18 protein-coding genes are annotated in these 20,869 nt (G+C 50.8%); 12 read left to right on the top strand and 6 right to left on the bottom strand.

All coding sequences use genetic code 11. From position 1 onward, the window contains the following. Positions 1 to 27 precede the first annotated feature (27 nt). Complete coding sequence (ccpA, locus tag Q5741_RS02510; RefSeq protein WP_305022456.1) at positions 28 to 1,035, top strand: catabolite control protein A; 1,008 nt, start codon at positions 28 to 30, stop codon at positions 1,033 to 1,035. Positions 1,036 to 1,116: 81 nt separating this feature from the next. Continuing rightward, complete coding sequence (locus tag Q5741_RS02505) at positions 1,117 to 1,815, top strand: 5'-methylthioadenosine/adenosylhomocysteine nucleosidase (RefSeq protein ID WP_305022455.1); 699 nt, start codon at positions 1,117 to 1,119, stop codon at positions 1,813 to 1,815. Here the strand turns inward: Q5741_RS02505 and Q5741_RS02500 are convergent. After that, the gene (locus Q5741_RS02500) at positions 1,812 to 2,444 is read right to left on the bottom strand and encodes a GNAT family N-acetyltransferase (protein WP_305022454.1); all 633 of its coding nucleotides are present in this window, start codon (positions 2,442 to 2,444) and stop codon (positions 1,812 to 1,814) included. The two genes, Q5741_RS02505 and Q5741_RS02500, sit on opposite strands and share 4 nt — an antisense overlap. Before the next feature lie 275 nt (positions 2,445 to 2,719). On the opposite strand from Q5741_RS02500, the gene acsA reads away from it, so the two are divergent. Next, positions 2,720 to 4,432 carry an acetate--CoA ligase gene (gene acsA / locus Q5741_RS02495; protein WP_305022725.1) on the top strand — a complete coding sequence of 571 codons (1,713 nt, stop codon included), beginning with the start codon at positions 2,720 to 2,722 and terminating at the stop codon, positions 4,430 to 4,432. A gap of 182 nt (positions 4,433 to 4,614) precedes the next feature. Here the strand turns inward: acsA and Q5741_RS02490 are convergent, their stop codons facing one another. Both Q5741_RS02490 and rpsD read right to left on the bottom strand, forming a co-directional pair. Further along, positions 4,615 to 7,662 carry a transglycosylase domain-containing protein gene (locus Q5741_RS02490; protein WP_305022453.1) on the bottom strand — a complete coding sequence of 1,016 codons (3,048 nt, stop codon included), beginning with the start codon at positions 7,660 to 7,662 and terminating at the stop codon, positions 4,615 to 4,617. 199 nt (positions 7,663 to 7,861) lie between these two features. Further along, positions 7,862 to 8,461: a 30S ribosomal protein S4 gene (rpsD, locus tag Q5741_RS02485; RefSeq protein WP_305022452.1), complete on the bottom strand. Its 600-nt coding sequence runs from the start codon at positions 8,459 to 8,461 to the stop codon at positions 7,862 to 7,864. A gap of 547 nt (positions 8,462 to 9,008) precedes the next feature. Between rpsD and Q5741_RS02480 the strand changes: the two genes are divergently transcribed. The 5 genes from Q5741_RS02480 to Q5741_RS02460 all read left to right on the top strand — a co-directional run bounded on the left by Q5741_RS02480 (position 9,009) and on the right by Q5741_RS02460 (position 13,873). Continuing rightward, positions 9,009 to 10,958: a diguanylate cyclase domain-containing protein gene (locus Q5741_RS02480; RefSeq protein WP_305022451.1), complete on the top strand. Its 1,950-nt coding sequence runs from the start codon at positions 9,009 to 9,011 to the stop codon at positions 10,956 to 10,958. A 122-nt stretch (positions 10,959 to 11,080) separates the two neighbouring features. Further along, the gene (locus Q5741_RS02475) at positions 11,081 to 11,911 is read left to right on the top strand and encodes a hypothetical protein (RefSeq protein ID WP_305022450.1); all 831 of its coding nucleotides are present in this window, start codon (positions 11,081 to 11,083) and stop codon (positions 11,909 to 11,911) included. A 77-nt stretch (positions 11,912 to 11,988) separates the two neighbouring features. Beyond that, on the top strand, positions 11,989 to 13,104 hold the full coding sequence (locus tag Q5741_RS02470) for an aminopeptidase (RefSeq protein ID WP_305022449.1): 1,116 nt from the start codon (positions 11,989 to 11,991) through the stop codon (positions 13,102 to 13,104). 94 nt (positions 13,105 to 13,198) lie between these two features. After that, positions 13,199 to 13,444 carry an HPr family phosphocarrier protein gene (locus Q5741_RS02465; RefSeq protein WP_305022448.1) on the top strand — a complete coding sequence of 82 codons (246 nt, stop codon included), beginning with the start codon at positions 13,199 to 13,201 and terminating at the stop codon, positions 13,442 to 13,444. A 141-nt stretch (positions 13,445 to 13,585) separates the two neighbouring features. Then, positions 13,586 to 13,873 carry a YlaN family protein gene (locus tag Q5741_RS02460; RefSeq protein WP_305022447.1) on the top strand — a complete coding sequence of 96 codons (288 nt, stop codon included), beginning with the start codon at positions 13,586 to 13,588 and terminating at the stop codon, positions 13,871 to 13,873. 143 nt (positions 13,874 to 14,016) lie between these two features. On the opposite strand, the gene cax is transcribed toward Q5741_RS02460, so the two are convergent. Next, positions 14,017 to 15,090 carry a calcium/proton exchanger gene (gene cax, locus Q5741_RS02455; protein ID WP_305022446.1) on the bottom strand — a complete coding sequence of 358 codons (1,074 nt, stop codon included), beginning with the start codon at positions 15,088 to 15,090 and terminating at the stop codon, positions 14,017 to 14,019. Between the two features lie 159 nt (positions 15,091 to 15,249). On the opposite strand from cax, the gene Q5741_RS02450 reads away from it, so the two are divergent. After that, on the top strand, positions 15,250 to 15,612 hold the full coding sequence (locus tag Q5741_RS02450) for an Asp23/Gls24 family envelope stress response protein (RefSeq protein WP_305022445.1): 363 nt from the start codon (positions 15,250 to 15,252) through the stop codon (positions 15,610 to 15,612). A 55-nt stretch (positions 15,613 to 15,667) separates the two neighbouring features. Here Q5741_RS02450 and ftsW read toward each other — a convergent pair whose 3' ends face one another. Both ftsW and Q5741_RS02440 read right to left on the bottom strand, forming a co-directional pair. Continuing rightward, positions 15,668 to 16,918 (bottom strand): putative lipid II flippase FtsW, encoded by a 1,251-nt coding sequence (gene ftsW, locus Q5741_RS02445; protein WP_305022724.1) that lies wholly within the window; start codon positions 16,916 to 16,918, stop codon positions 15,668 to 15,670. Continuing rightward, the gene (locus Q5741_RS02440; RefSeq protein ID WP_305022444.1) at positions 16,912 to 17,040 is read right to left on the bottom strand and encodes a hypothetical protein; all 129 of its coding nucleotides are present in this window, start codon (positions 17,038 to 17,040) and stop codon (positions 16,912 to 16,914) included. Before Q5741_RS02440 ends, ftsW begins: the two co-directional genes overlap by 7 nt. 304 nt (positions 17,041 to 17,344) lie before the next feature. Between Q5741_RS02440 and Q5741_RS02435 the strand changes: the two genes are divergently transcribed. From Q5741_RS02435 to Q5741_RS02425, 3 genes are all read left to right on the top strand, one after another. Continuing rightward, positions 17,345 to 18,544: a M20 family metallopeptidase gene (locus Q5741_RS02435; protein WP_305022443.1), complete on the top strand. Its 1,200-nt coding sequence runs from the start codon at positions 17,345 to 17,347 to the stop codon at positions 18,542 to 18,544. A gap of 71 nt (positions 18,545 to 18,615) precedes the next feature. Then, positions 18,616 to 19,044 carry a CBS domain-containing protein gene (locus Q5741_RS02430; RefSeq protein ID WP_305022442.1) on the top strand — a complete coding sequence of 143 codons (429 nt, stop codon included), beginning with the start codon at positions 18,616 to 18,618 and terminating at the stop codon, positions 19,042 to 19,044. Between the two features lie 108 nt (positions 19,045 to 19,152). Then, positions 19,153 to 20,868 (top strand): DNA repair helicase XPB, encoded by a 1,716-nt coding sequence (locus Q5741_RS02425; RefSeq protein WP_305022441.1) that lies wholly within the window; start codon positions 19,153 to 19,155, stop codon positions 20,866 to 20,868. Position 20,869: the final 1 nt, after the last annotated feature.

Genomic DNA, 20,869 nt, shown 5'->3' with positions numbered 1-20,869 from the left:
AATTTACTGGCAATGGAGAGAAGGAACGTGACGGTAACTATTTACGATGTGGCTAGAGAAGCAGGCGTTTCCATGGCCACGGTTTCACGGGTCGTGAACAACAATCCGAATGTGAAGCCGCAGACCCGCAAAAAAGTATATGAAGCAATCGAACGCTTGGGATATCGTCCGAATGCGGTTGCCAGAGGCCTGGCAAGCAAGAAGACGACAACTGTCGGCGTTGTGATTCCGGATATATCTAACTCGATTTTTGCCGAAATTGCACGGGGAATTGAAGATATTGCGAACATGTACCACTACAATATCATTTTGTGTAATGCGGACAAGCGTAAGGAAAAGGAAATTCGCGTTATTAACACGCTGCTGGAGAAGCAGGTGGACGGGCTGTTGTTCATGGGCGGTACGGTAACGGACGAGCACATTCAAGCGTTCCAGACATCGGCAGTGCCAATCGTGCTGTGCGCAACAAGTGACGAGAACGGCACCTATCCTTCAGTTGACATCGATCATGAAGCTGCGGCGTTTGATGCCGTGAATACATTGATCCGACATGGACACCGAGAAATCGCGATGATCAGCGGCACGCTTCAGGATCCAGCTAATGGTTATGCCCGTTTCCAAGGGTACAAGCGTGCACTGGAAGCAGCAGGTATTGAATATCAGGAAGATCTGGTTCGAATTGGAAACTATCGTTACGAGTCCGGCGTCGAAGCTATGAAGTACTTCCTTGGTCTGAAGAAGAAACCGACAGCCATCTTCGCGGCAACCGATGAAATGGCGATCGGCGCAATTCACAGCATTCAGGATGAAGGATTAAAGGTGCCGGATGATTTCTCCATCATCAGTGTGGATAACATCCGTATGGCTTCTATGGTTCGTCCGCAGCTGACTACGGTTGCGCAGCCTATGTATGATTTGGGTGCTGTTGCGATGCGTCTGCTGACCAAGCTGATGAAGAAAGAGAACGTCGATAATCCGCGCGTTATTTTGCCGCATGAGACGATTCTCCGCCTGTCTGTCAGTCATGTAGACTAACCGTTTGACATGGATTGATTGGAATTATAGCTCCTGCAAAGGAGCTTTTTTCATGTTTATATCATCGCAGGAGGGATAATGATGGATAAGCTTACAGGGATTATCGGAGCTATGGATGAAGAGGTTGAGCTGCTCCTGGCAGCCATGGGCGGTGAGGCGGAGACCGAGCAGGTGGCTGGAGTGGCATTTACAACCGGGATGATTTATGGCAGGTCTGTGGTCGTGTGCAAGTCGGGAGTAGGCAAAGTGAATGCTGCGGTCACTACGCAAATTCTGGTAGATCGCTATGATGTAGAGCGGGTGATATTTACCGGAGTAGCCGGAGCAGTCGATCCTGACTTGAACGTGGGTGACATTGTAATTTCAACCTCATGCGTACATCATGACATGGATGTGACGGCACTAGGTTATGAACACGGTGTCATTCCGTATCAGGAAGTTTCCAGCTTTGCAGCCGATCCGGCATTGGTGGAGCTGGCAGAACAAGCCTGCCGCGAGCTGCATTATCACTATCTGACAGGCATCGTGCTGTCCGGAGACCAGTTTATCGCAGATCGTGAGCATGTCTTATGGCTGCATAAGCAGTTGAACGGTTCATGCACAGAGATGGAGGGAGCAGCTGTTGCCCAGGCGTGTCATATGAACGGTGTTCCATTCCTGATCCTGCGATCCATGTCAGATAAAGCTGATGGCTCGGCACATATCAGTTTTGAACAATTTACAGTCGAGGCTGCCCGTCGTTCCCATCATATTGTGGCTAACATGCTGGAACACCTTTAATACATAAAACGCTGCCTGAACCTGATGCGGTCAAACTGCTCCCTTGATTGCAGCGGCACATGCTGTCCGATACGTACCATTAGACAGTTAGCCGGATGGGAGCAGATTTCCGGATCGTCCGTGGCGTACCACACCATGTCGACCGTCTTCATCAGCCGTTCCATCATATTACGGTATTCCCATATGGACAGACCGCTGCCCTTCAAATCCCAATGCCAATAATATTCTGTGGTGAAGATAATATAAGCTTCCATCTGCTGATCCTGAAACGCATGCCGGATGAGCCTGCTTCCCAGACCGAATCCGCGGAAGGGATCAGCGACTTCCACGGCGCCGAGTTCGATCAGATCATCCATCCCCGCTTCAGACCAGCGCTCCATCTCGTCGGGATAATGAAAGGTTACATAACCGACAATCGTCTCCTCCTGAATGGCTGCAATAATCCGACCTTCCGGAAGCCCGGCGATCTCGATCAGTGCTTCCAGCTGTTCTGCCGGGCGCCGGAATGCATCCAGCAGCGGATGCATCTCCAGCTTGGACAGACGTTCAGGAGGAACCGGACCTTCAATAACAAAAAGCTGCCCGTTCTTTTCATATTCAGCTGCTGTGCCGTTTTTAGGATGCTGCATATGGCGTTGGCTCCTTTCACTAATCCGATAGCTGCGGTATAGACACCTAACCATTTTTCATAAATCTCCGAAAAGCAATAGTCTTCATAAATCGGGCGTGCTATAATATTTCCGACACAGAACGTTCATACTTTTCCCTTTCATTGGCAGCAGATGATGGACATGACTTACCCAAAGGTTGCTGAAGAGAACCTGACGAATTATTTTGTAAGCGTTATCTTATCGTAAGCATATTTTATATGTGCTGCAGACTGGAGGTCAAGGAGATGAGTTCTATGCAAGAGGAGAATATGCAAAGTACGGTTCAGACGTCGAATCTCGGAAACTATGAAGAAGCCCGGAAGCAGTTCAGCTGGGAGGAAGTGGAGCGTCATTTCACCTGGTATGCAAACGGGAAAGTGAACATGGCTCATGAAGCGATTGACCGCCATGTTGATGAGGGACGCGGTAACAAAACAGCTCTCATCTACAGTGACGCCAGCCGCAGGGAGACATTTACCTTCGAGGAGCTGAAGCTGTTATCTAACCGTTTCGGGAACGTACTCCGCCAGCATGGCATCGGCAAAGGAGATCGTGTGTTTATCTTTATGCCGCGTTCTCCTGAGCTGTATGTGGCGCTGCTCGGCATTCTGAAGACCGGCGCGATTGCAGGTCCCTTGTTCGAAGCCTTCATGGAGACGGCTGTTAAGGATCGTCTGGAAGACAGCGGGGCTGTGGCTCTGATAACAACACCCCAGCTCCTTGGCCGGGTAAGCAGGGAGGAGCTGCCGGAGCTGAAGCAGATTATTGTTGTCGGTGAGGTACATAGTGGAGAAGATTTGATCTCGTATGACGATGAGATGCGGTCTGCTTCGGATGAGCTTGAGCCGGAATGGCTGGATCGTGAGGATGGTCTGCTGATTCACTATACCTCCGGGTCCACAGGGAAGCCCAAAGGGGTTTACCATGTACAGAATGCAATGATTCAACATTATTATACAGGGAAAATGGTGCTGGATCTGCGCGAGGATGATATTTACTGGTGTACCGCGGATCCGGGCTGGGTAACCGGAACGTCATACGGTATTTTTGCTCCTTGGCTGAACGGGGTAACCAATGTCGTGCGCGGCGGTCGTTTCAGTCCGCAGGACTGGTACAGCACGATCGAGCGTGAGAATGTCAGTGTATGGTACAGTGCACCGACAGCTTTCCGCATGCTGATGGGGGCGGGAGAACAGGTGCACGAACAGTTCCGGCTGGATAGCCTGCGTCATGTGCTTTCCGTCGGTGAGCCGCTGAATCCGGAAGTGGTTCGTTGGGGCTGGAAAGCCTACGGACATCGGATCCACGACACCTGGTGGATGACAGAGACCGGGGCACAGCTGATCTGCAACTATCCGGAAATGGATATTAAGCCCGGCTCTATGGGCAAACCGCTTCCCGGGATTGAAGCCGCGATCGTGGATGACCACGGCCAGGAGGTACCACCGAATCATATGGGCAACCTGGCGATCCGGACACCTTGGCCTTCGATGATGAGGACCATCTGGAATAACCCGTCTAAGTACGAGGAGTATTTCCGTCTGCCGGGCTGGTATGTCTCCGGAGATTCCGCGTATATGGATGAGGATGGTTATTTCTGGTTTCAGGGACGTATCGATGATGTGATCAACTCGTCCGGCGAGCGTATCGGGCCTTTCGAAGTGGAAAGCAAGCTGATCGAACATCCGGCAGTAGCGGAGGCAGGTGTTATTGGTAAACCGGATTCAACGCGCGGCGAGATCATTAAAGCTTTTATCGCGCTGCGGGAAGGATATGAAGCTACAGATGAGCTGAAGGAGGAGATTTACCGCTTCGTCAAGGAAGGGTTGTCTGCTCATGCTGCTCCACGGGAGATCGAATTTAAGGATAAGCTGCCGAAGACACGTTCCGGTAAAATTATGCGCAGAGTGCTAAAAGCATGGGAGCTTGATCTTCCTGCAGGGGATTTGTCTACCATCGAAGACTAAAGGACTAAATCAAATAAGCGGTGTCCGCCGATCTGTATGTATACAGAGGCGGACACCGCTTTTTGCTGACCGAACGTTAAAAAAACTCCAGGCAGACGTTGAAGGTCTATTCATGATAGACTCCTCTAACACGTCAGCCCGGAGTTCCTGTTAATTCGTATAAATAAAATACGATGTAATACTTACTTCGGTTTGCCACCCGTATTGGGGCTGCTGCCTGGTCCGACGATCGTTCCGGGTACAGTTACCGGTTCAGATGCAGGACCTGTGGCAGGAGTGCTGCCGCCTGCACCGGGTTCAGGATGACCCGCAGCTCCATCGCTGTTCTGGCCCAATCCCGCCGGCGGTGTGGATGCATCCGGTGGCGAAGACGGGCTGCTTGTGCTGCTGTCTCCACCAGTAGAAGTATCCGGATTCACAATCTTGCCGGGTACCGTAATGGTCGTGCCTTGCCCTGGTGTAACTGGCGGTGAAGGATTCACGGGCGGTGGTGCTGCGCCTGATACTGTGGCGCTGGGCGCTGACTCGTTGCCTGCCACGTCGACAGCCGTTACATAGAAAGCAGCGCTTCCCGGGGCGCCCGAGCTGGTGAATATCTTCGACTGGTCAGCGAGTACCACCTTGTTTTGATAGGCGAATCCGCCGTTGTTGAGTGAACGGTAGAGTCGGTAACCGACCACATCGGAATTGCCGCTGGCATTGAAGGTTATCGTTGCTCTGCCGCCATTGTAGGAGACACGGATATTACCTGGTGCATCCGGACTGCGCCCGTCATCCTGGCGTGGATCGATCCGGGTCGGCATATCCCCGTCTGCATCTTCCGGCAGATAGTAGGACAGCGAATTATGTTTCTTCATTTTCGCAAAAGCGGTCTCCAGCTGCTTGATCAGATCCGAGATCGGAGTCTCCCGTTTGATCACAGTCTGCTCCTTCAGCATATCGTCCGGTGTGCCATCCCGAGGAATGTAATTCACACCGTTGTAGGTAATATACTTGGCTTTGGCAACGCCATCGTCGCTGTCAGTCGGAACAAATTTACTGTTGAACAGATCGGTTACAAATTTGTCGGTCAGTGAGGTCGGAAGTTTACCGCTGTATGCCGATACGGTACGTGTTGTAATCCCGTCAGGCTTGGCAAAGTCCTTAGTCTGGAACAGCTCTTTGTCACTGTCTGTGACCTTGTTCATGATCTGTGCCCACAGGAAACGGGCCCGCTCTTTCTGCTTGGTGGTCTCCAGTTTATATACCGGATCTTTGTATCCGACCCAGACTCCGAGCGTAACGTCAGGAGTAAAACCTTCGAACCAGACATCGGTATAGTCCTGTGTCGTCCCTGTTTTACCCGAGATTGGAATCTCACCATATTTGTTGAATTCCTTCCGGACCAGCTTCCCTGTACCGTCGGTGATAACCGTATGAAGCATGTCGGTCATCAGGTACGCCGTTTGAGACGAGTAGACCTGAACGGGATTAGGCTTGTGCTGGTAAACGATCTTACCCTGGGAATCCACAATTTTCTCGATCATATAAGAATCATTAAATACCCCGCCGTTCGGGATAGAACCATAAGCGTTGGTCAGTTCTTCTACCGTTACACCATGACGCAGGCCGCCCAACACACCGGTCTGAGCCTGGTAATCCTCCCGCTCGATGGTGTTGATGCCCAGCTTCTTGGCAAAAGCCCATGCTTTATCAATTCCGACCTTCTGATTAAAGAGCTTCAGAGCAATCGTATTCGTCGAATTATTGAGCGCCGAACGTACGGTCATTAACCCTTTGTACCGGTTATTCGAGTTCTTCGGAATGTGGAAGCCGTTGGGTCCATCCTTCAGAATAATCGGCGAATCATCCATGATGGTGGCAGGCTGGACCAAACCTTCGTCCAGAGCCGGCAGATAAGCGGCAATCGGTTTCATCGTTGAACCCGGCTGGCGGACCATCTGGGTCGCATAGTTCATCTGTTCTTCCTGGAAGCTGCGGCCTTCAATCATACCCAGAATAGCGCCGGTTTTGTGATTGATCATCATCGCTGCCGTTTGTTCCAGGCCTTTTTCCTTGCTTCTCGCTGAGAAATTATCTGGATTATCTGCGACTTCATGCATAGAGTTATACACCGACTTATCGATGGTCGTATAAATCCGGTATCCTCCGACGCGCAGCTGCTCCTGTGCCTCCTGAAGCACATCGCTGCCGGCTTTTTCAGTGCCTTCCTGACTGTTGTCTGATGCAGCAGAATCATTGCCCAGTTTGCCATTCGCCATAAGATCGGCGAGAATCTGGGAAGCCTGGCGCTCGGTCTCCATCATCAGATAAGGATAGGTGTTGTAAGCTTTAACCTTGTGCGGGGCAAGCGACTTTTTGAGATCAAAGTTCATCGCTTGATTGTACTGGTCCCGCGTAATCTTGTTCTCTTCCAGCATTCGGGTGAGCACAAGATTCTTGCGGTTGGCTGCGCGCTTGTAGGCAGCTGCATTAAAGGTCCCTTTGCTCGTAAAGGCCGAGTAGGAGGACGGCAGCTGGGGCAGTCCGGCCAGATAAGCCGCTTGGGCAAGATTCAGCTTGTTGAGATCATCGATGTTAAATATGCCTTTAGCTGCGGCTTTAATCCCGAACAGATTATATCCGCTTGAACCATTGCCATATGGAACCTTATTAAGATAGGCCGTCAAAATTTCTTCCTTCGTTAAGAAACGCTCCAGACGCAGGGAGAGGAGGATTTCTTTGATTTTGCGGTCATCGGTGCGATCCAGATTCAGAAACACACGGCGTGACAGCTGTTGAGTCAGCGTACTGCCGCCCGTCTGGGTGGATTCCTTCAGAACCTTCTGCTTGACAGCGCGCATGGTCCCGTTGAAGTCAACCCCTTTGTGTTCGTAAAAGTTATTGTCTTCGATCGCAAGAACTGCATCAATAATGACTGGGGGAATATCCTCATATTTGATCAACCGCCTGTCCTCGTCGGTACGGAGCTGTCCGATCGGTGAGCCATCGTTGAAATAGACAAAACCGGTTATCGCGTTCTCATTGACCTTCTGCTCAATAACAGCACGCGAACGCACAGGTTCATCTTTTACCTTGGCTGCAACGTAACCGGCTACAAGTCCGCCAACGGCCAGTATGGCCATCAGGCCCAAAGAAACCATCCATTTAAGAGTAGTGCCCAGTTTGCGGGCGAACGATCTTTTACGGACAGGCTGTTCTTCAGGTGTCATTTTATTCTCATCAACCATGCAGTAGCTTCCTCCTTTTTACCAGCCATTATTATAGCATAAAAAGACACGTTTGAACTCCTGCTCCAGATGCATAAGTCGAAAGCTGTGTTATAAGTTCGCTGCAGCTTAAGCATGCCCACAGAGAAGAGGGAGGAACGAGCGTGAAAAAAGAAAAAACCTCCGGATAAACCGGAGGTTCTCGGTGATGCTGTACCGATTAACGGTTGTAGAATTCGACGATTTGTTTCTCGTCGATATCTTGGGACAGCTCGGAGCGTTCTGGCAAACGGATGTATTTGCCTTCAACAGCGCTGTCGTTGTACTCCAGGTAAGCAGGCAGGTGAGTACGGTTTTCGATAGCTTCTTTGACGGAAGTCAAAGCACGGCTTCTTTCACGAAGACCAACAACATCACCAAGGCTTACTTGGTAGGAAGCGATGTCGACTTTTTTACCGTTCACAGTCACATGACCATGGGATACCAGCTGACGTGCGCCTGCACGGGAGTTGGCAAAACCAAGACGGTAAACCAGGTTGTCCAGACGGCTTTCAAGCAGGAACATGAAGTTCTCACCGGCAATACCGTGCATGTGCTGTGCTTTGTTGAACAGCGTGCGGAATTGCTTCTCTCCCAAACCGTACATGTGACGCAGTTTTTGTTTTTCTTGAAGCTGCATACCGTAGTTGCTTACTTTTCTGCGTTGGTTAGGACCATGTTGTCCAGGAGGGAAAGGGCGTTTCAGTTCTTTGCCAGTGCCGCTCAGGGAAATACCAAGACGACGGCTCAATTTAAATTTAGGACCAGTGTAACGTGCCATTATAGAGTTAACTCCTTCATAATTGAAATTTAGTCGGGGTTCTCTTTGCGCTTCGTTTTGTTTGGAGGATCACTTTGAATCACACACTACTGCCAAGAAAGTTCAGCCGCTGTCTTGTCAGCAACAAAATGAATGAGGGTGACACACAATTTGTTACGCCCGGAAAACAAGACTATAACAGTCTTTTTCAATAATATATAATATATGAATGACATAATCAAAGTCAAGTGAACTGTGCAAGATTTCTGCAAGGAAACAGGAGGGAAAAGCGCGGATTTTGTCGATAGTTCGTTAGACCTATAATTTAGTGCTTTTTCTCTGGAAAAAGAGTGCAAATTTCCCGGATAGAGAGTAAAATAGTTGTCATAAGAATTTAAGAGACGTTTCGCCACCTGGTACAATAGACCATTTATACCATGTTGTCTTTCATAAAGCCTCAACCAGACTGAAATATTGTTGTAAAGGAGTGCAGTAGATGTCACAGCACGAGAGAAGCAACCTTATGTTATCACCTGCAGGGTCTGCGGAACATGATTCCTTCCTAAACATGAATTCGGAACAACTCAGCTGGCTTTCCAGCATGGATATAACAACCTTTGACTACCCTTACATAGATGAACTTCTTAGAAAAAGCCTGCAGGACTGGTACCGACAGTCCTGCAATCTTCCCTGGCTGGCAGATGCAGCTGCCGCTATATATAACCGGAATGCTCAATTGGTGGAGGCTGCCGGGAGGCTGGCTGAGATGTGGCCGGAGCTGGAAGATGAAGCGGCAGCACTATCGGGGCAGGTCATGGACAAACTGCATGGGGTCACTTCTATGGTTATTAGAAAGGATGCAGAGATGGGGAGCGAAATCTGTTTGTACGGATTGCCGCTCCGGAGCCGGAATCTTAACGAAATATTTGCGGTAGCGGTCATCGCCGTCCGCGGCTCTGCGTCTGCAGAGCACAGGCAGATGGAAGAGATGCTGGCATCCTCCATGCTGCATTACCGCGCATGTTTCTACCGATGTTATGAATTAATGTTTATGGAGGACTTTATTTCGGCTCAGCGCCAATCAGCGAAAGAAATCGGACGCCGCTCAATTCTCGCCCGTATTGTGAAGCAGGTGCATGATATTACCGATGTGGACCTGCTGCTTAATCAAGTGTTCGAGAACCTGAATGAACTGTACCCGAATGTGCGGGTTACCCTCTATGTATCCCAGGATCGCGAGAGCGAGAATGTTCTGGTACAGCCGCTGGTTCTGGATCGGGGACATGACGATATCTGTGCTCAGGCTTTTCTGACGGGACAAGTCGTACAGCGGAAGCTGGCAGGCGAAGAAGAAGCAGGTGGCCTGCTGGAAATCGGCGTACCCCTCCGGGGCAATCAGGGTGTTTACGGGGTTTTTCTTCTCCAATTTGCAAGCTCGGACACGGGGATGAACCAGGTGGACCTGGAGATGATGACGATGATAGCTGATGTCGCAGGAACGTCCTTCGAGAATGCAAAGCTGCTGGAACAATCCAATCTTCTGATTCAGGAGCTCCGGCTGATTAATGAGCTGGCCCAGCGTTTGAACCAGAGTTTGCAGCTCTCGGAGATCTTTCAGTATGCTGTTCATGAATTAATCGGAATCTTTCAGGCGGACCACTGCCTTATTCTTCAGTTGAATGAGGAACAGAAGGTATTCGAGATTATGGCGGGTACCTTCCGTTTTCCCGAACATGATCCCATCCCTTGTAACAGCGGGTTTTCCGGTCTTGTTTATCAGACGGGAGAACCGATGATTCTGCCGGATTACGCAGAGAACGGCAGAGTCACTTCCCGGTTTATGGAGAATACCGGAGGGCGCTCCCTGATGGCCGTTCCGCTGCGCAGCAACGGCCGGGTAGAGGGGGTTATTATTGTGACCCACCAACAGCCGCAATTTTTTTCTTACGATAATTATAAGCTGCTTCAGATGCTGGCACCCCATATCTCGCTGGCGCTGTCCAATGCTTCTCTTCATGCCGAAGTACGGCGGATGGCAAGCCTGGATGTGCTGACAGGGCTGCATATCCGTCATTATCTGGACAAGCTGATCCAGCAGCGCCAGGAAGAAGATTACTGCGGAACCCTGCTGCTGGTGGACATCGACCAGTTCAAGCAGGTGAACGATACGTACGGTCACCAGGTCGGGGACCGCATACTGCAGCAGGTAAGCGAGATCGTGAAGACGTCAGTCCGCCAGGAAGATATGCCTGCTCGCTGGGGCGGAGAGGAGCTCGCTATCTACTTCCCCAAATTGGGGGTCCAACAAGCGTATGCTTATGCAGAGTTGATCCGTCAGCGGGTCCAGCAGGAGACCAGCCCTGCAGTGACTGTATCTTCCGGTATTGCCGACTGGAGCTGGATGGATGAACAGATCAGTCTTGAAACCTTGTTCTATCATGCGGATATGGCTCTATATGAAGCGAAGAATGGCGGCCGCAACCGAATCATGGTTCATGAGGCCGGTACGACAGCCTGAAACCGGACGTTTCCTGAAGGAGACGTTCTTTTTTTGCATCTGATTTTTATTCATAGCGGACGTATAACTCGCACTCCCGCGGACAGCCTAAACACGAATGAAGTGATAAGGCGGTGATGACTGTGGATGTTCAAAAAGGCAGAAGAATGCTGACCGCAATGATGATGGCAATGCTGATTATTCCCGGCTGCGGCTGGACGAGTACCAACTTTTCACCAGAGCAGGTCTACCGGAATGCGCTGGCAGGTATCGCAGGGCGTGAGAGTGTAAAGTTTCAAGGACAAGCCGGATTGCGGAGGAATGAGGAGAACGGGTATAAAGATCAATTTCATTATGAAGGATCGCTCAAGGACCACGATGAATTAACGCTCCACACCGTTCTGCCGGTAAGCGGTAAGGAACCCGGAATACAGAGCATGTCTGCCAGCGGTAATTCTGTAACCTTTGCCCGCCTGGGCAGCCGCTGGATCTCGTTGTCAGGTGAATCTGATACTATGCACGGTACATTAGCACGATTCAACCCTATCAGTCAGCTAGAGGGGCTGAGCACGGTTCCCAAGCGGATGACAACCGAACACAGTGCTGCAAGGGGTACACGAATGATTCGAATTGAACTCGGTCCGACGGAAGCGCATCAGTGGATTGCCGCACAGCTGAGCGATGAAATGAGCAGCATACGCAGACAGTACGATCAGAAAGCTTCCAGTCAGGCAGGACCTGAAGGAAACCGTGTGCAGCAGGAAATGGATCAGGTCTGGGACAAGGGACAGCAGGAGCTGGTCCAGATGTTGAACGGGGCGGAGGCCTCCGTCGTCTATCATTTAACAGTGGATCGCAGCTCCAGTCTTCCGATTCGACTGTCATCCGAGAGCCGGCTGCAGTACAATGACAAAAATGGACGGCCGCAGCAGGAATCTCTAGTGACGGATGTGAATTTTGAGGACTATAAGTAAACTTCGTGGCGTGCTACAATAGAAAGTGAAAATTAACCATCGTTCAAATGAACGTTTCATCCAGGAGGTAAGATCATATGAGAGACCCAAGAATCCAAAAGCTGGCTGAGAATCTGGTCGGCTATTCCGTAGATGTTCAACCCGGCGAGAACATCCTGGTAGAAATGATCGGTACCGAACGCGACCTGATCAAGGCTGTTGTAGAAGAGATTGCAAAAAAAGGCGGTAATCCGTTCGTGCAGCTGACGGACCGCACCGTGCAGCGTTCCATGCTGATGAATGCAACCGAGGATCAGCTCCGGGTATGGGCTGAGATCGATCTGAACCGTATGAAGCAGATGCAGGGCTATATCGGTATCCGTGCCGGTGAGAATGTGAATGATCTGTCTGACGTTCCGGAAGAGAAGATGAAGATGTACAACGCTCTTTACCAGCATCCCGTACATAGCGAGCAGCGTGTGAAGCATACGAAATGGGTAGTCTTGCGCTATCCTAACTCCAGCATGGCCCAGCTGGCTAATACAAGCACCGAGGCATTTGAAGACTTTTACTTCAACGTCTGCAATCTGGACTATGCCAAAATGGACAAGGCTCAGGATGCACTGGCTGATCTGATGAATCATACGGATAAAGTGCGTATCGTCGGTCCTGGTACAGACCTCAGCTTCTCGATCAAGGGCATTGGCTCCATCAAATGCTCTGGCCAGTGCAACATCCCGGACGGCGAGGTATATACAGCTCCTGTTCGCGATTCCGTCAATGGAACGATCAGTTACAATGCGGCTACGCTGTATAACGGTATTACGTTCGAGAATGTCAAGTTCCGTTTCGAGAATGGCAAAATCGTTGAAGCGTCCAGCAATGACACGGAACGCATCAATGAGATTCTGAACTCTGATGAAGGTGCACGTTATATCGGTGAATTCGCTATCGGCTTTAATCCGTATATTCTCCATCCTATGAAGGATATTTTGTTTGATGAGAAGATCGCTGGCAGCCTGCATTTTACACCAGGTCAGGCATATGAGAATGCGGATAACGGCAACCGATCTTCCATTCACTGGGACTTGGTGCTGATCCAGCGTCCGGAGTACGGCGGCGGAGAAATCTACTTTGACGACGTTCTGATCCGTAAGGACGGAATTTTCGTTATTCCTGAGCTTGAGGCGCTGAATCCTGAGAACCTGAAATAGTCAGGAATGTTCTTGAAGAGTAAGCGGATTCAATGTATCATTAAAAAGGTAATGATTACATGAGAATTTCTTAATGGGAATCGGAGGGATTTATATGTCCAGCAACAATGCAGCCGTAGTAGAAATCGCACAGACCGCAAGCAAATTTACCTCATCCATTGTCCTGCATTCCGACAACAAATACATTGACGTCAAGAGCATCTTGGGTTTGTTCACGACGTTGGTCAGCAATAAGAGCTATGAACTTCATGTTCATGGACCCGATGCTGAAGAGGCTACCAAGGCAGTGGCAGAAGCATTTGCCAAGAATGGCCTTAGTGTAACCGTGGCTACCGACTAATCAGGCTTTAAAATCAGCAAGCGTTCCGGCTCTTTGGGCCGGGACGCTTTTTTATTCAAGTTCTTGTATTAGCCCGCAATTTCGTCTAATATTAAGATAGAACGTCTGATGAGATTTTATGGACAGAGGGGGGAAGAGTGCATGACTTCATCTGAATTGCAGGAGCAGTTGAATCTTAAAGCGGTTAACCTGCTTCAAGATGACGCTGATAAAATACAAAAGCTAATTGAAGTACAGATGGAGAATCTGGCAACCCGTTACTGTCCTCTGTATGAGGAAGTGCTGGATACCCAAATGTACGGTTTTTCCAAAGAAGTAGATTTTGCTGTCCGTGCCGGACTGGTTCCCGAAATGCTCGGTAAGCAGCTCGTCAGCAAGCTTGAACGCAATCTGGCCGTCTTGTATGAGGCCTTAAATAATAAGGAATAGTCGGACTCCTGCCGACAACCTGAGAAGCATGCCCTGCATGCTTTTTTTATTTTGTAACAACGACGACATAAAAAGGGTGCTCCTCAAGCCGGTGAATGTTGCTGACTTGAGGAGCACCCTTTTGTTAAACGTGAGATATAGGTCTAGACGAGGAAGAACGAAACGCCAAGCATGATATAGACGACAAGCAGCATCAGGCCTTCGTACCAGTTGGTTGCGCCATCCTGCGTAATCGACTTGGCAATAAACACGGATACACCGATGGCAACGAGTTCGATCGTTGTGAAGACAATATCCATCACGCCGTGAGACATAAAGGAACTGACAATGATGAGAACCGGTGCTACGAACAAGGCAATCTGAAGGCTGCTGCCTACTGCGATCTCGACGGCTGCGCCGACCTTATTTTTCATCGCCAGCATGATGGCTGCGCTGTGTTCAGCTGCATTACCGATGATCGCTACCAGGAAGGCCCCGACGAACAGCTCGCTTAAACCAAATTGTGTCGTGAACGTCTCCAGCGTACCGACGAGCCATTCACTGACGAATGCGACCATAACAGTTGCAAGAACCAGATAGGAGACCGCACGGTTGCGGGACCAGGCAGGTGCATGCTCATGCGGAAGCTCTTCTTCCGAGTCCTCGGTTACATCATCCAGGTAATCCTTGTGGGTGACGAGCGAGAACAGCAGCCAGGCCAGATAAGCGACAATAAGAACGACGGCAACAATCAGACTGAGCGTGTCTGTATCTTCCTTTGTGATCGAATGTGTGTTCAGGAACACCGCTGGAACGAACAGGGAGATGACGGCAACAATCATCAGGGAACCACTCAATCCGGCCAGCGATACATTAAATTTCTGGACCTTGAATTTCAGTCCGCCTGCGAACAGGCTTGCACCCAGTACCAGCAGCAGGTTGCCAATAATCGAGCCGGTGAGGCTGGCCTTCACCATATCATACAGCCCTTCCTTGACAAGGAAGATGGCAATAATTAGCTCGGCCGCGTTGCCGAAGGTCGCGTTCAGGAAGCCGCCCAGACGCTGCCCGGCGTAATGGGAGACATTCTCGGTAGCCCGTCCCAAAAACCCAGCTACAAAGATGACAGCAATAGCCGACAGAATAAACTGTACAATGGCATTCATGTGTGTGTAGTGGGCGATCCCGCTCAGCACGAAGCTGGCAATGAGCAGGAGGGTCGAAATCTGTTTTCTCAAATCAGCCACCTCATTATGTAAGTTGTTATTCAAACCATCCTTTAACAATATACCCAATACTCTAAAAAGAGTAAACGAAACTAAAGTCGCTGTTTGATTTGCATTTTCGCATAGAAAGGATTTACAATACGGTTATTGAGATGAAGGAGGATGTGTAGCATGGCAGAACAACTGCAACTTGAATCGGGCAGCATCCGGATCGCGGATGATGTGGTAGCCAAGATTGCCGGTCTCGCTGCACTCGAAACACCGGGCATTGCTGCAATGTCGGGAGGTTTGTCGGAAGGCTGGGCGAAGCGACTAAGCGGGAAAAATGTGCAAAAAGGCGTGACGGTAGAGGTTGGACAGCTGGAAGCAGCGATTGACCTGCGAATTATCGTACTGTACGAGACGCCGATCCATGAGGTATCGCGGATGCTGCAGCAGAACGTGCGTGAAGCTGTGGAGAGTATGACCGGACTGCGGGTCGTGGAAGTGAATGTTAAGGTTGAAGGCGTAGCCTTTAAGGACGACATGATCTAACTTCAAAATGACGAAACAATGAAAAAAGACTGCCCTGAGGGCAGTCTTTTTTGTATTACCGGAATCTGGCGGAACGGCGTGCTTCGAGCTCGGTCGGGCGGCGGACTCTGACGGATTTGGTCGTTTCCTTCGTCTCCTCAAGCTTGCTCTCCCTGGAGATACTGAGCATGATGCCCATACTGAGCATCATGGCCAGAAGGGAAGAACCGCCGTAACTGATAAATGGAAGAGTGACCCCGGTCAGCGGAATCGTTTTTGTCACTCCACCGATGTTGATGAATGCCTGAATAGCGATCAGCCCCATGACACCGGTACCGACCAGAGTGCCAAAGGGATCCGGACAGCGAAGCGCAATCAGCATGCCTCTCCAGATAAAATAGAGATAAAGCAGCAGGAAGAGGCCGGTACCGATCAGTCCAAACTCCTCACCAATAACTGAAAAGATAAAGTCGTTATAGGGATTGGGGAGATAATGAAGCTTGATGATGCCTTGTCCAAAGCCGGAACCGGTAATTCCGCCCTCACCAATGCCCATAAGGGATTGGTACAGGTTATAACTTGTATTCTGCTTGTCGGCCGACGGATTCAAAAAGGCTTCAATCCGGCCCATTTTGTAGTTTTTCTCCGCCTGATCTCCGACAGAGCTGCTGGAAGATGATGAGCCGAACAGGCTGCCGACACCAAACATCAGAGCGGCTGTCACGATCAGGATCAGCATGGTTACAAGCATGTGCTTCGTACTGGCCCCGCCTGCATAAATGACGAGTCCGCACGTCGCTACCAGAATGAAGCAGGAGCCAAAATCCGGCTGAAGCATAATCAGGCCCGCGATAAAACCGACAATAACGGTCACGGGTACATAGCCTGTTTTCAGATCCCGGAACCGTTCACCCTTCTTGGTGATCAGTGCTGCCAGATACAGAATGGAAGCGATCTTCGCCAGCTCGGTAGGCTGAATACCCAGACCTACAATCTGCAGCCAGCTGCTCGCGCCGTTAAGCCCTTTCGTAAAGAGAACCGCAATCAGAAGAAGAACGGTAACGAGAAACAGCGGTTTGAACAGCTTTTTGTAGCTCTTTAGCGGAAGGTTCATAGCAACAAACATGAAGAGCGTGCCCACGACAGCCCACATCGCCTGTTTCTTTAGAAAGTAATAAGGATCATTGCCGAACTTGCTGCTGGCTCCTGTCAGGCTGGAGCTGGCACTGAATACCATCAGAACGCCGAACCCGACGAGCAGGAAGGTCAGGATCAGCAGCTGAAAATCCGGCGTGCCCCGGCGTTTGACTGGTTTCTCGTTCATGATGCTCTCCTCCGGTCTATGGAAGCGGAGTTCACGGTCACTGCATCGTTCAGATGAGGGATGCGCAGCAGGCGCAACAAGTGCAGGCAGGCTGGCTTGTCCGTGTCGTTATGTAAATCTAACATGACGGTGAGGTCTCCTCCTTTTCTGGGTAAGTCGAATTTACTCGTCTCATTAACATTCGTACAAACAGTCGTACAGGAAAGTCGTACAAGAAAGTCGTACTAGCAGAGTCATCCAAGTATAGTCATCATAGTATGTTTGGCAGCGGTCTGCAAGTTGGGAGCCCCTGCTGCAGCTGCGTTTTTAGCAAATTTTCATACAGAATGATCCACCAAGGAAAAGAGACGTGTAAGGTTATTTCGGATAACTTCTGTTACAATAATAAAAATACATATCTTGGACCATTACACGGAAGGGTGGATCACGATGAATACAACAGTGGAAATCAGCAGATGGCTGGAAGAGGATCTCCTGGGCAGCATGGTCTCTTGGCGGAGATATCTTCACCAGCATCCCGAGGTTTCCTTCCATGAGCAGGAGACATCGGCGTTCGTTGCAGGCAAGCTGGAGGAGTTAGGGCTTGAAGTAAGAAGAAATGTAGGCGGGCATGGCGTCTTGGCCGTTCTCCGAGGGGGACGTCCCGGGCCGGTCGTCATGCTGCGAGCCGATATGGATGCACTGCCGATTCAGGATGAAAAAGATTGCGAATACCGTTCATTGAAGGACGGTGCAATGCATGCGTGCGGACATGATGGCCACACTTCCATTTTGCTCGGTACGGCTTCCTATTACAGTAAAATCCGCGATCAGGTGGAAGGAGAGATCCGCTTTCTGTTTCAGCCTGCGGAGGAACTGCTCCCTGGCGGAGCAGTACAAGTCATTTCTGACGGGGTACTGGAAGGCGTTGATGTCATCTACGGCATCCATCTGTGGACACCTATCCCTGTCGGGAATGCTGCCAGTCTGGCGGGTCCGATTATGGCGGCAGCGGATGATTTCTATATCGAAATTACGGGAAAAGGCGGCCATGGCGGCATGCCGCAGGTTACGAATGATAGTGTGGTCGCAGGATCAGCCCTTGTTATGCAGCTGCAGAGTGTCGTCAGCCGGTCCGTCGATCCGTTGAAGCCTGCTGTATTGACCATCGGCACGATTCAGGGCGGCTCTGCGCAGAACGTCATTGCGGAGACCTGCAGGCTCAGCGGTACGGTCCGCACTTTTGATGAAGATACACGTGAAGTAATGAAGCAGCGGGTACATGATATGACTTCCCATATCGCTGCTTCCTATGGAACCCGGGCTGAAATTAACTACATTATGGGTTATCCGCCCGTGGTGAATGATACTGGAGAGGCGGCAAGATTTTTCAAGGAAGCCGTTGACGTGTTTGGCAGCGAGCATGTGGTAGAATCACCACAGCTGATGCCGGCTGAAGATTTTGCGTATTACCTGCGTCAGCGTCCAGGCTGTTTCATGTTTGTTGGAGCCGGTAACCCTGACAAAAATGCCATTTATCCTCATCATCATCCTAAATTTGATTTTGACGAAGATGCCATGCTGCATGCGGTCAAGCTGTTTATCGCCATGACAGACAGTTACATTTCGGAACAAGCTGCTCGCTTTTAGATAATTGCATAACAGAAGATGCATGTCTTGGCCCAGAGTGGGTATCCTATCTCCGAAAGGAGTGGATATGAATGAAAAAAGTTCAGGAATTTATGTCCAAAAATAGTGTGACCGTAACCCCGCAGGATACCATCCAGGAGACGGCGCTCAAAATGAAAAATCATGATACCGGCTTTATCCCGGTAGTGGATGGAGTGGGCAGTGACAAGCTGGTAGGGTGTATCACAGACCGGGATATCGTTATCCGCGGCATTGCGCAGAAGCATAATGCGGACTGTCTCGTCCAGGAGATCATGACGACAGGGATTCGTACTGCGACAGCAGAGATGTCTGTGGACGAGGCGGCTGAATTGATGGCAGAGCAGCAGATCCGCCGTCTGCCGGTTACGGAAGGGGAGCGCCTGATCGGCGTTATTTCCATCGGTGACCTGGCGGTCCGTAACATTTTTGCGGATAATGCAGGCCAAGCCCTTAGTCAAATTTCGGAGCACCTCCATTAATAGACAGCTTAGGGAGAGAGTTCATTTCCGGCAGTGCCGGAATTGGACTTTTTCCGCATGTTTAAATTCATCAGGTTAAATTATTGTGGATGAGGAGGACGGCCTTTGATGAATCCGGATCAAGCCAAACCTTGTATCGTGCAGCGCGACCGTACCGTTCTGCTTGAGACGGGGCATGCGGGGGCAGGGCCTGCACGTGAACAGCTGCAGTATTATGCGGAGTTGTTAAAAAGCCCTTCAGGTTTTCATACATATCGTTTGACCCCTCTTTCTTTATGGAATGCTGCTGAAACCGGATGGGGTGCGGAGCAGGTGCTGAACAGTCTGGCGTCGATCTCCAGATGGCAGCTGCCTGCCGGGCTGGTGGAGGATATCCGCACACTGATGAACCGCTACGGCTCACTTAGACTCATCGGCAGCTGGGAACAGCCTGTATTGAATCTGGTGTGTGAGGATGAAGTTATGATGCGCCAGCTGGAGACCCTTGCGGACTGGACAACCCTGGGGCTGGGACGCTGGAAGGAAGGCAGCGTGGACATCCCCTCCCATTTTAGAGGGCGGGTTAAACAGGAACTCACACGTCTTGGATACCCTGTTGTGGACCTGGTGGGCTACCACTCAGGAAGCAGGCTGAAGTTAAGTCTGACGAATTCAGAGGGAACGGAGTGCAGGCTGCGCTCCTATCAGCAGGAAGCCGTGGAGGCATTCCGTGACAGCGGCGGCCGAGGAGGCAGCGGCGTTCTCGTTCTGCCTTGCGGGGCCGGCAAAACGGTCATCGGTATCGGGGTCATAAACCAGCTGCAATGCGAGACCTTGATCCTGACATCAAATACGACCTCGATTAGGCAGTGGATCGCTGAACTGACCGGGAAAACCAGCCTGGCAGCAGCAGAGATCGGTGAATATTCCGGTGAACGCAAACAGATTCGCCCGATTACTGTGGCAACCTATCAGATGCTGTCACGCCGCAATGCTAAGGACCATCAGTTTCCCCACATGAAACTGCTGAGCGAACGTTCCTGGGGGCTTATCATTTACGACGAAGTTCATCTGCTGCCTGCCCCCGTTTTCCGCGCGACGGCGGAAATCCAGGCAACACGCCGGCTTGGCCTGACAGCGACACTCATACGCGAGGACGGAAGAGAACAGGATGTGTTTTCTTTGATTGGTCCGAAGCGTTACGATATGCCGTGGAAGATGCTTGAGCAGCAGGGATGGCTTGCAGGCGTGGAATGCCGCGAGGTTCATGTGCCGCTTCCGCTGGAACTGAAGGAGGCCTACCAGCAATCCGCCGAGCGCCAGCGCTTCCGCCTCGCTTCGGAGAATCCGGACAAGCTGCCGGTGATCAGGCAGCTGCTGTCCGCCCATCAGGGGCACCAGACACTGGTGATCGGCCATTATCTGGACCAGCTGCGCCGGATTGCCGATGAGCTGGAAGTGCCGCTCATAACCGGTTCTATGGGGCAGCAGGAGCGGCAGAACTGCTATGATGCGTTTCGCAGCGGAGAAATCCGGGTGCTCGTGGTCTCCAAGGTAGCTAATTTTGCGATTGATCTGCCTGACGCGGCCGTAGCTATTGAAGTATCAGGAACTTTTGGTTCACGGCAGGAGGAGGCCCAGCGGCTGGGCAGGGTGCTGAGACCCAAATCCGGCGACAACAAGGCTTATTTTTACACACTGGTCAGCGCGGATACGAAGGAGCAGCTTTTCGCTGCACGGCGCCAGATGTTTCTGGTTGAGCAGGGATATGAATACCGCATATCCAGAGTAGACGGGACATCCGGCGCTCATCCGCCTTGGATCGTGGATGGAAGGAGTGAGTAGG

The organism is Paenibacillus lacisoli (genome assembly GCF_030580655.1).
Lineage (GTDB): Bacteria > Bacillota > Bacilli > Paenibacillales > Paenibacillaceae > Paenibacillus > Paenibacillus lacisoli.
This window is presented reverse-complemented; position numbering and strand designations above follow the sequence as displayed.

What these genes read in the sequence shown, in the direction of transcription:
- Q5741_RS02505 (WP_305022455.1), top strand. Translation starts at nt 1,117, where the DNA reads ATGGATAAGCTTACAGGGATTATCGGAGCTATGGATGAAGAGGTTGAG.
- Q5741_RS02500 (WP_305022454.1), bottom strand. Translation starts at nt 2,444, where the DNA reads ATGCAGCATCCTAAAAACGGCACAGCAGCTGAATATGAAAAGAACGGG.
- acsA (WP_305022725.1), top strand. Translation starts at nt 2,720, where the DNA reads ATGCAAGAGGAGAATATGCAAAGTACGGTTCAGACGTCGAATCTCGGA.
- Q5741_RS02490 (WP_305022453.1), bottom strand. Translation starts at nt 7,662, where the DNA reads ATGGTTGATGAGAATAAAATGACACCTGAAGAACAGCCTGTCCGTAAA.
- rpsD (WP_305022452.1), bottom strand. Translation starts at nt 8,461, where the DNA reads ATGGCACGTTACACTGGTCCTAAATTTAAATTGAGCCGTCGTCTTGGT.
- Q5741_RS02480 (WP_305022451.1), top strand. Translation starts at nt 9,009, where the DNA reads ATGAATTCGGAACAACTCAGCTGGCTTTCCAGCATGGATATAACAACC.
- Q5741_RS02470 (WP_305022449.1), top strand. Translation starts at nt 11,989, where the DNA reads ATGAGAGACCCAAGAATCCAAAAGCTGGCTGAGAATCTGGTCGGCTAT.
- Q5741_RS02465 (WP_305022448.1), top strand. Translation starts at nt 13,199, where the DNA reads ATGTCCAGCAACAATGCAGCCGTAGTAGAAATCGCACAGACCGCAAGC.
- Q5741_RS02460 (WP_305022447.1), top strand. Translation starts at nt 13,586, where the DNA reads ATGACTTCATCTGAATTGCAGGAGCAGTTGAATCTTAAAGCGGTTAAC.
- Q5741_RS02450 (WP_305022445.1), top strand. Translation starts at nt 15,250, where the DNA reads ATGGCAGAACAACTGCAACTTGAATCGGGCAGCATCCGGATCGCGGAT.
- Q5741_RS02440 (WP_305022444.1), bottom strand. Translation starts at nt 17,040, where the DNA reads ATGTTAGATTTACATAACGACACGGACAAGCCAGCCTGCCTGCACTTG.
- Q5741_RS02435 (WP_305022443.1), top strand. Translation starts at nt 17,345, where the DNA reads ATGAATACAACAGTGGAAATCAGCAGATGGCTGGAAGAGGATCTCCTG.
- Q5741_RS02430 (WP_305022442.1), top strand. Translation starts at nt 18,616, where the DNA reads ATGAAAAAAGTTCAGGAATTTATGTCCAAAAATAGTGTGACCGTAACC.
- Q5741_RS02425 (WP_305022441.1), top strand. Translation starts at nt 19,153, where the DNA reads ATGAATCCGGATCAAGCCAAACCTTGTATCGTGCAGCGCGACCGTACC.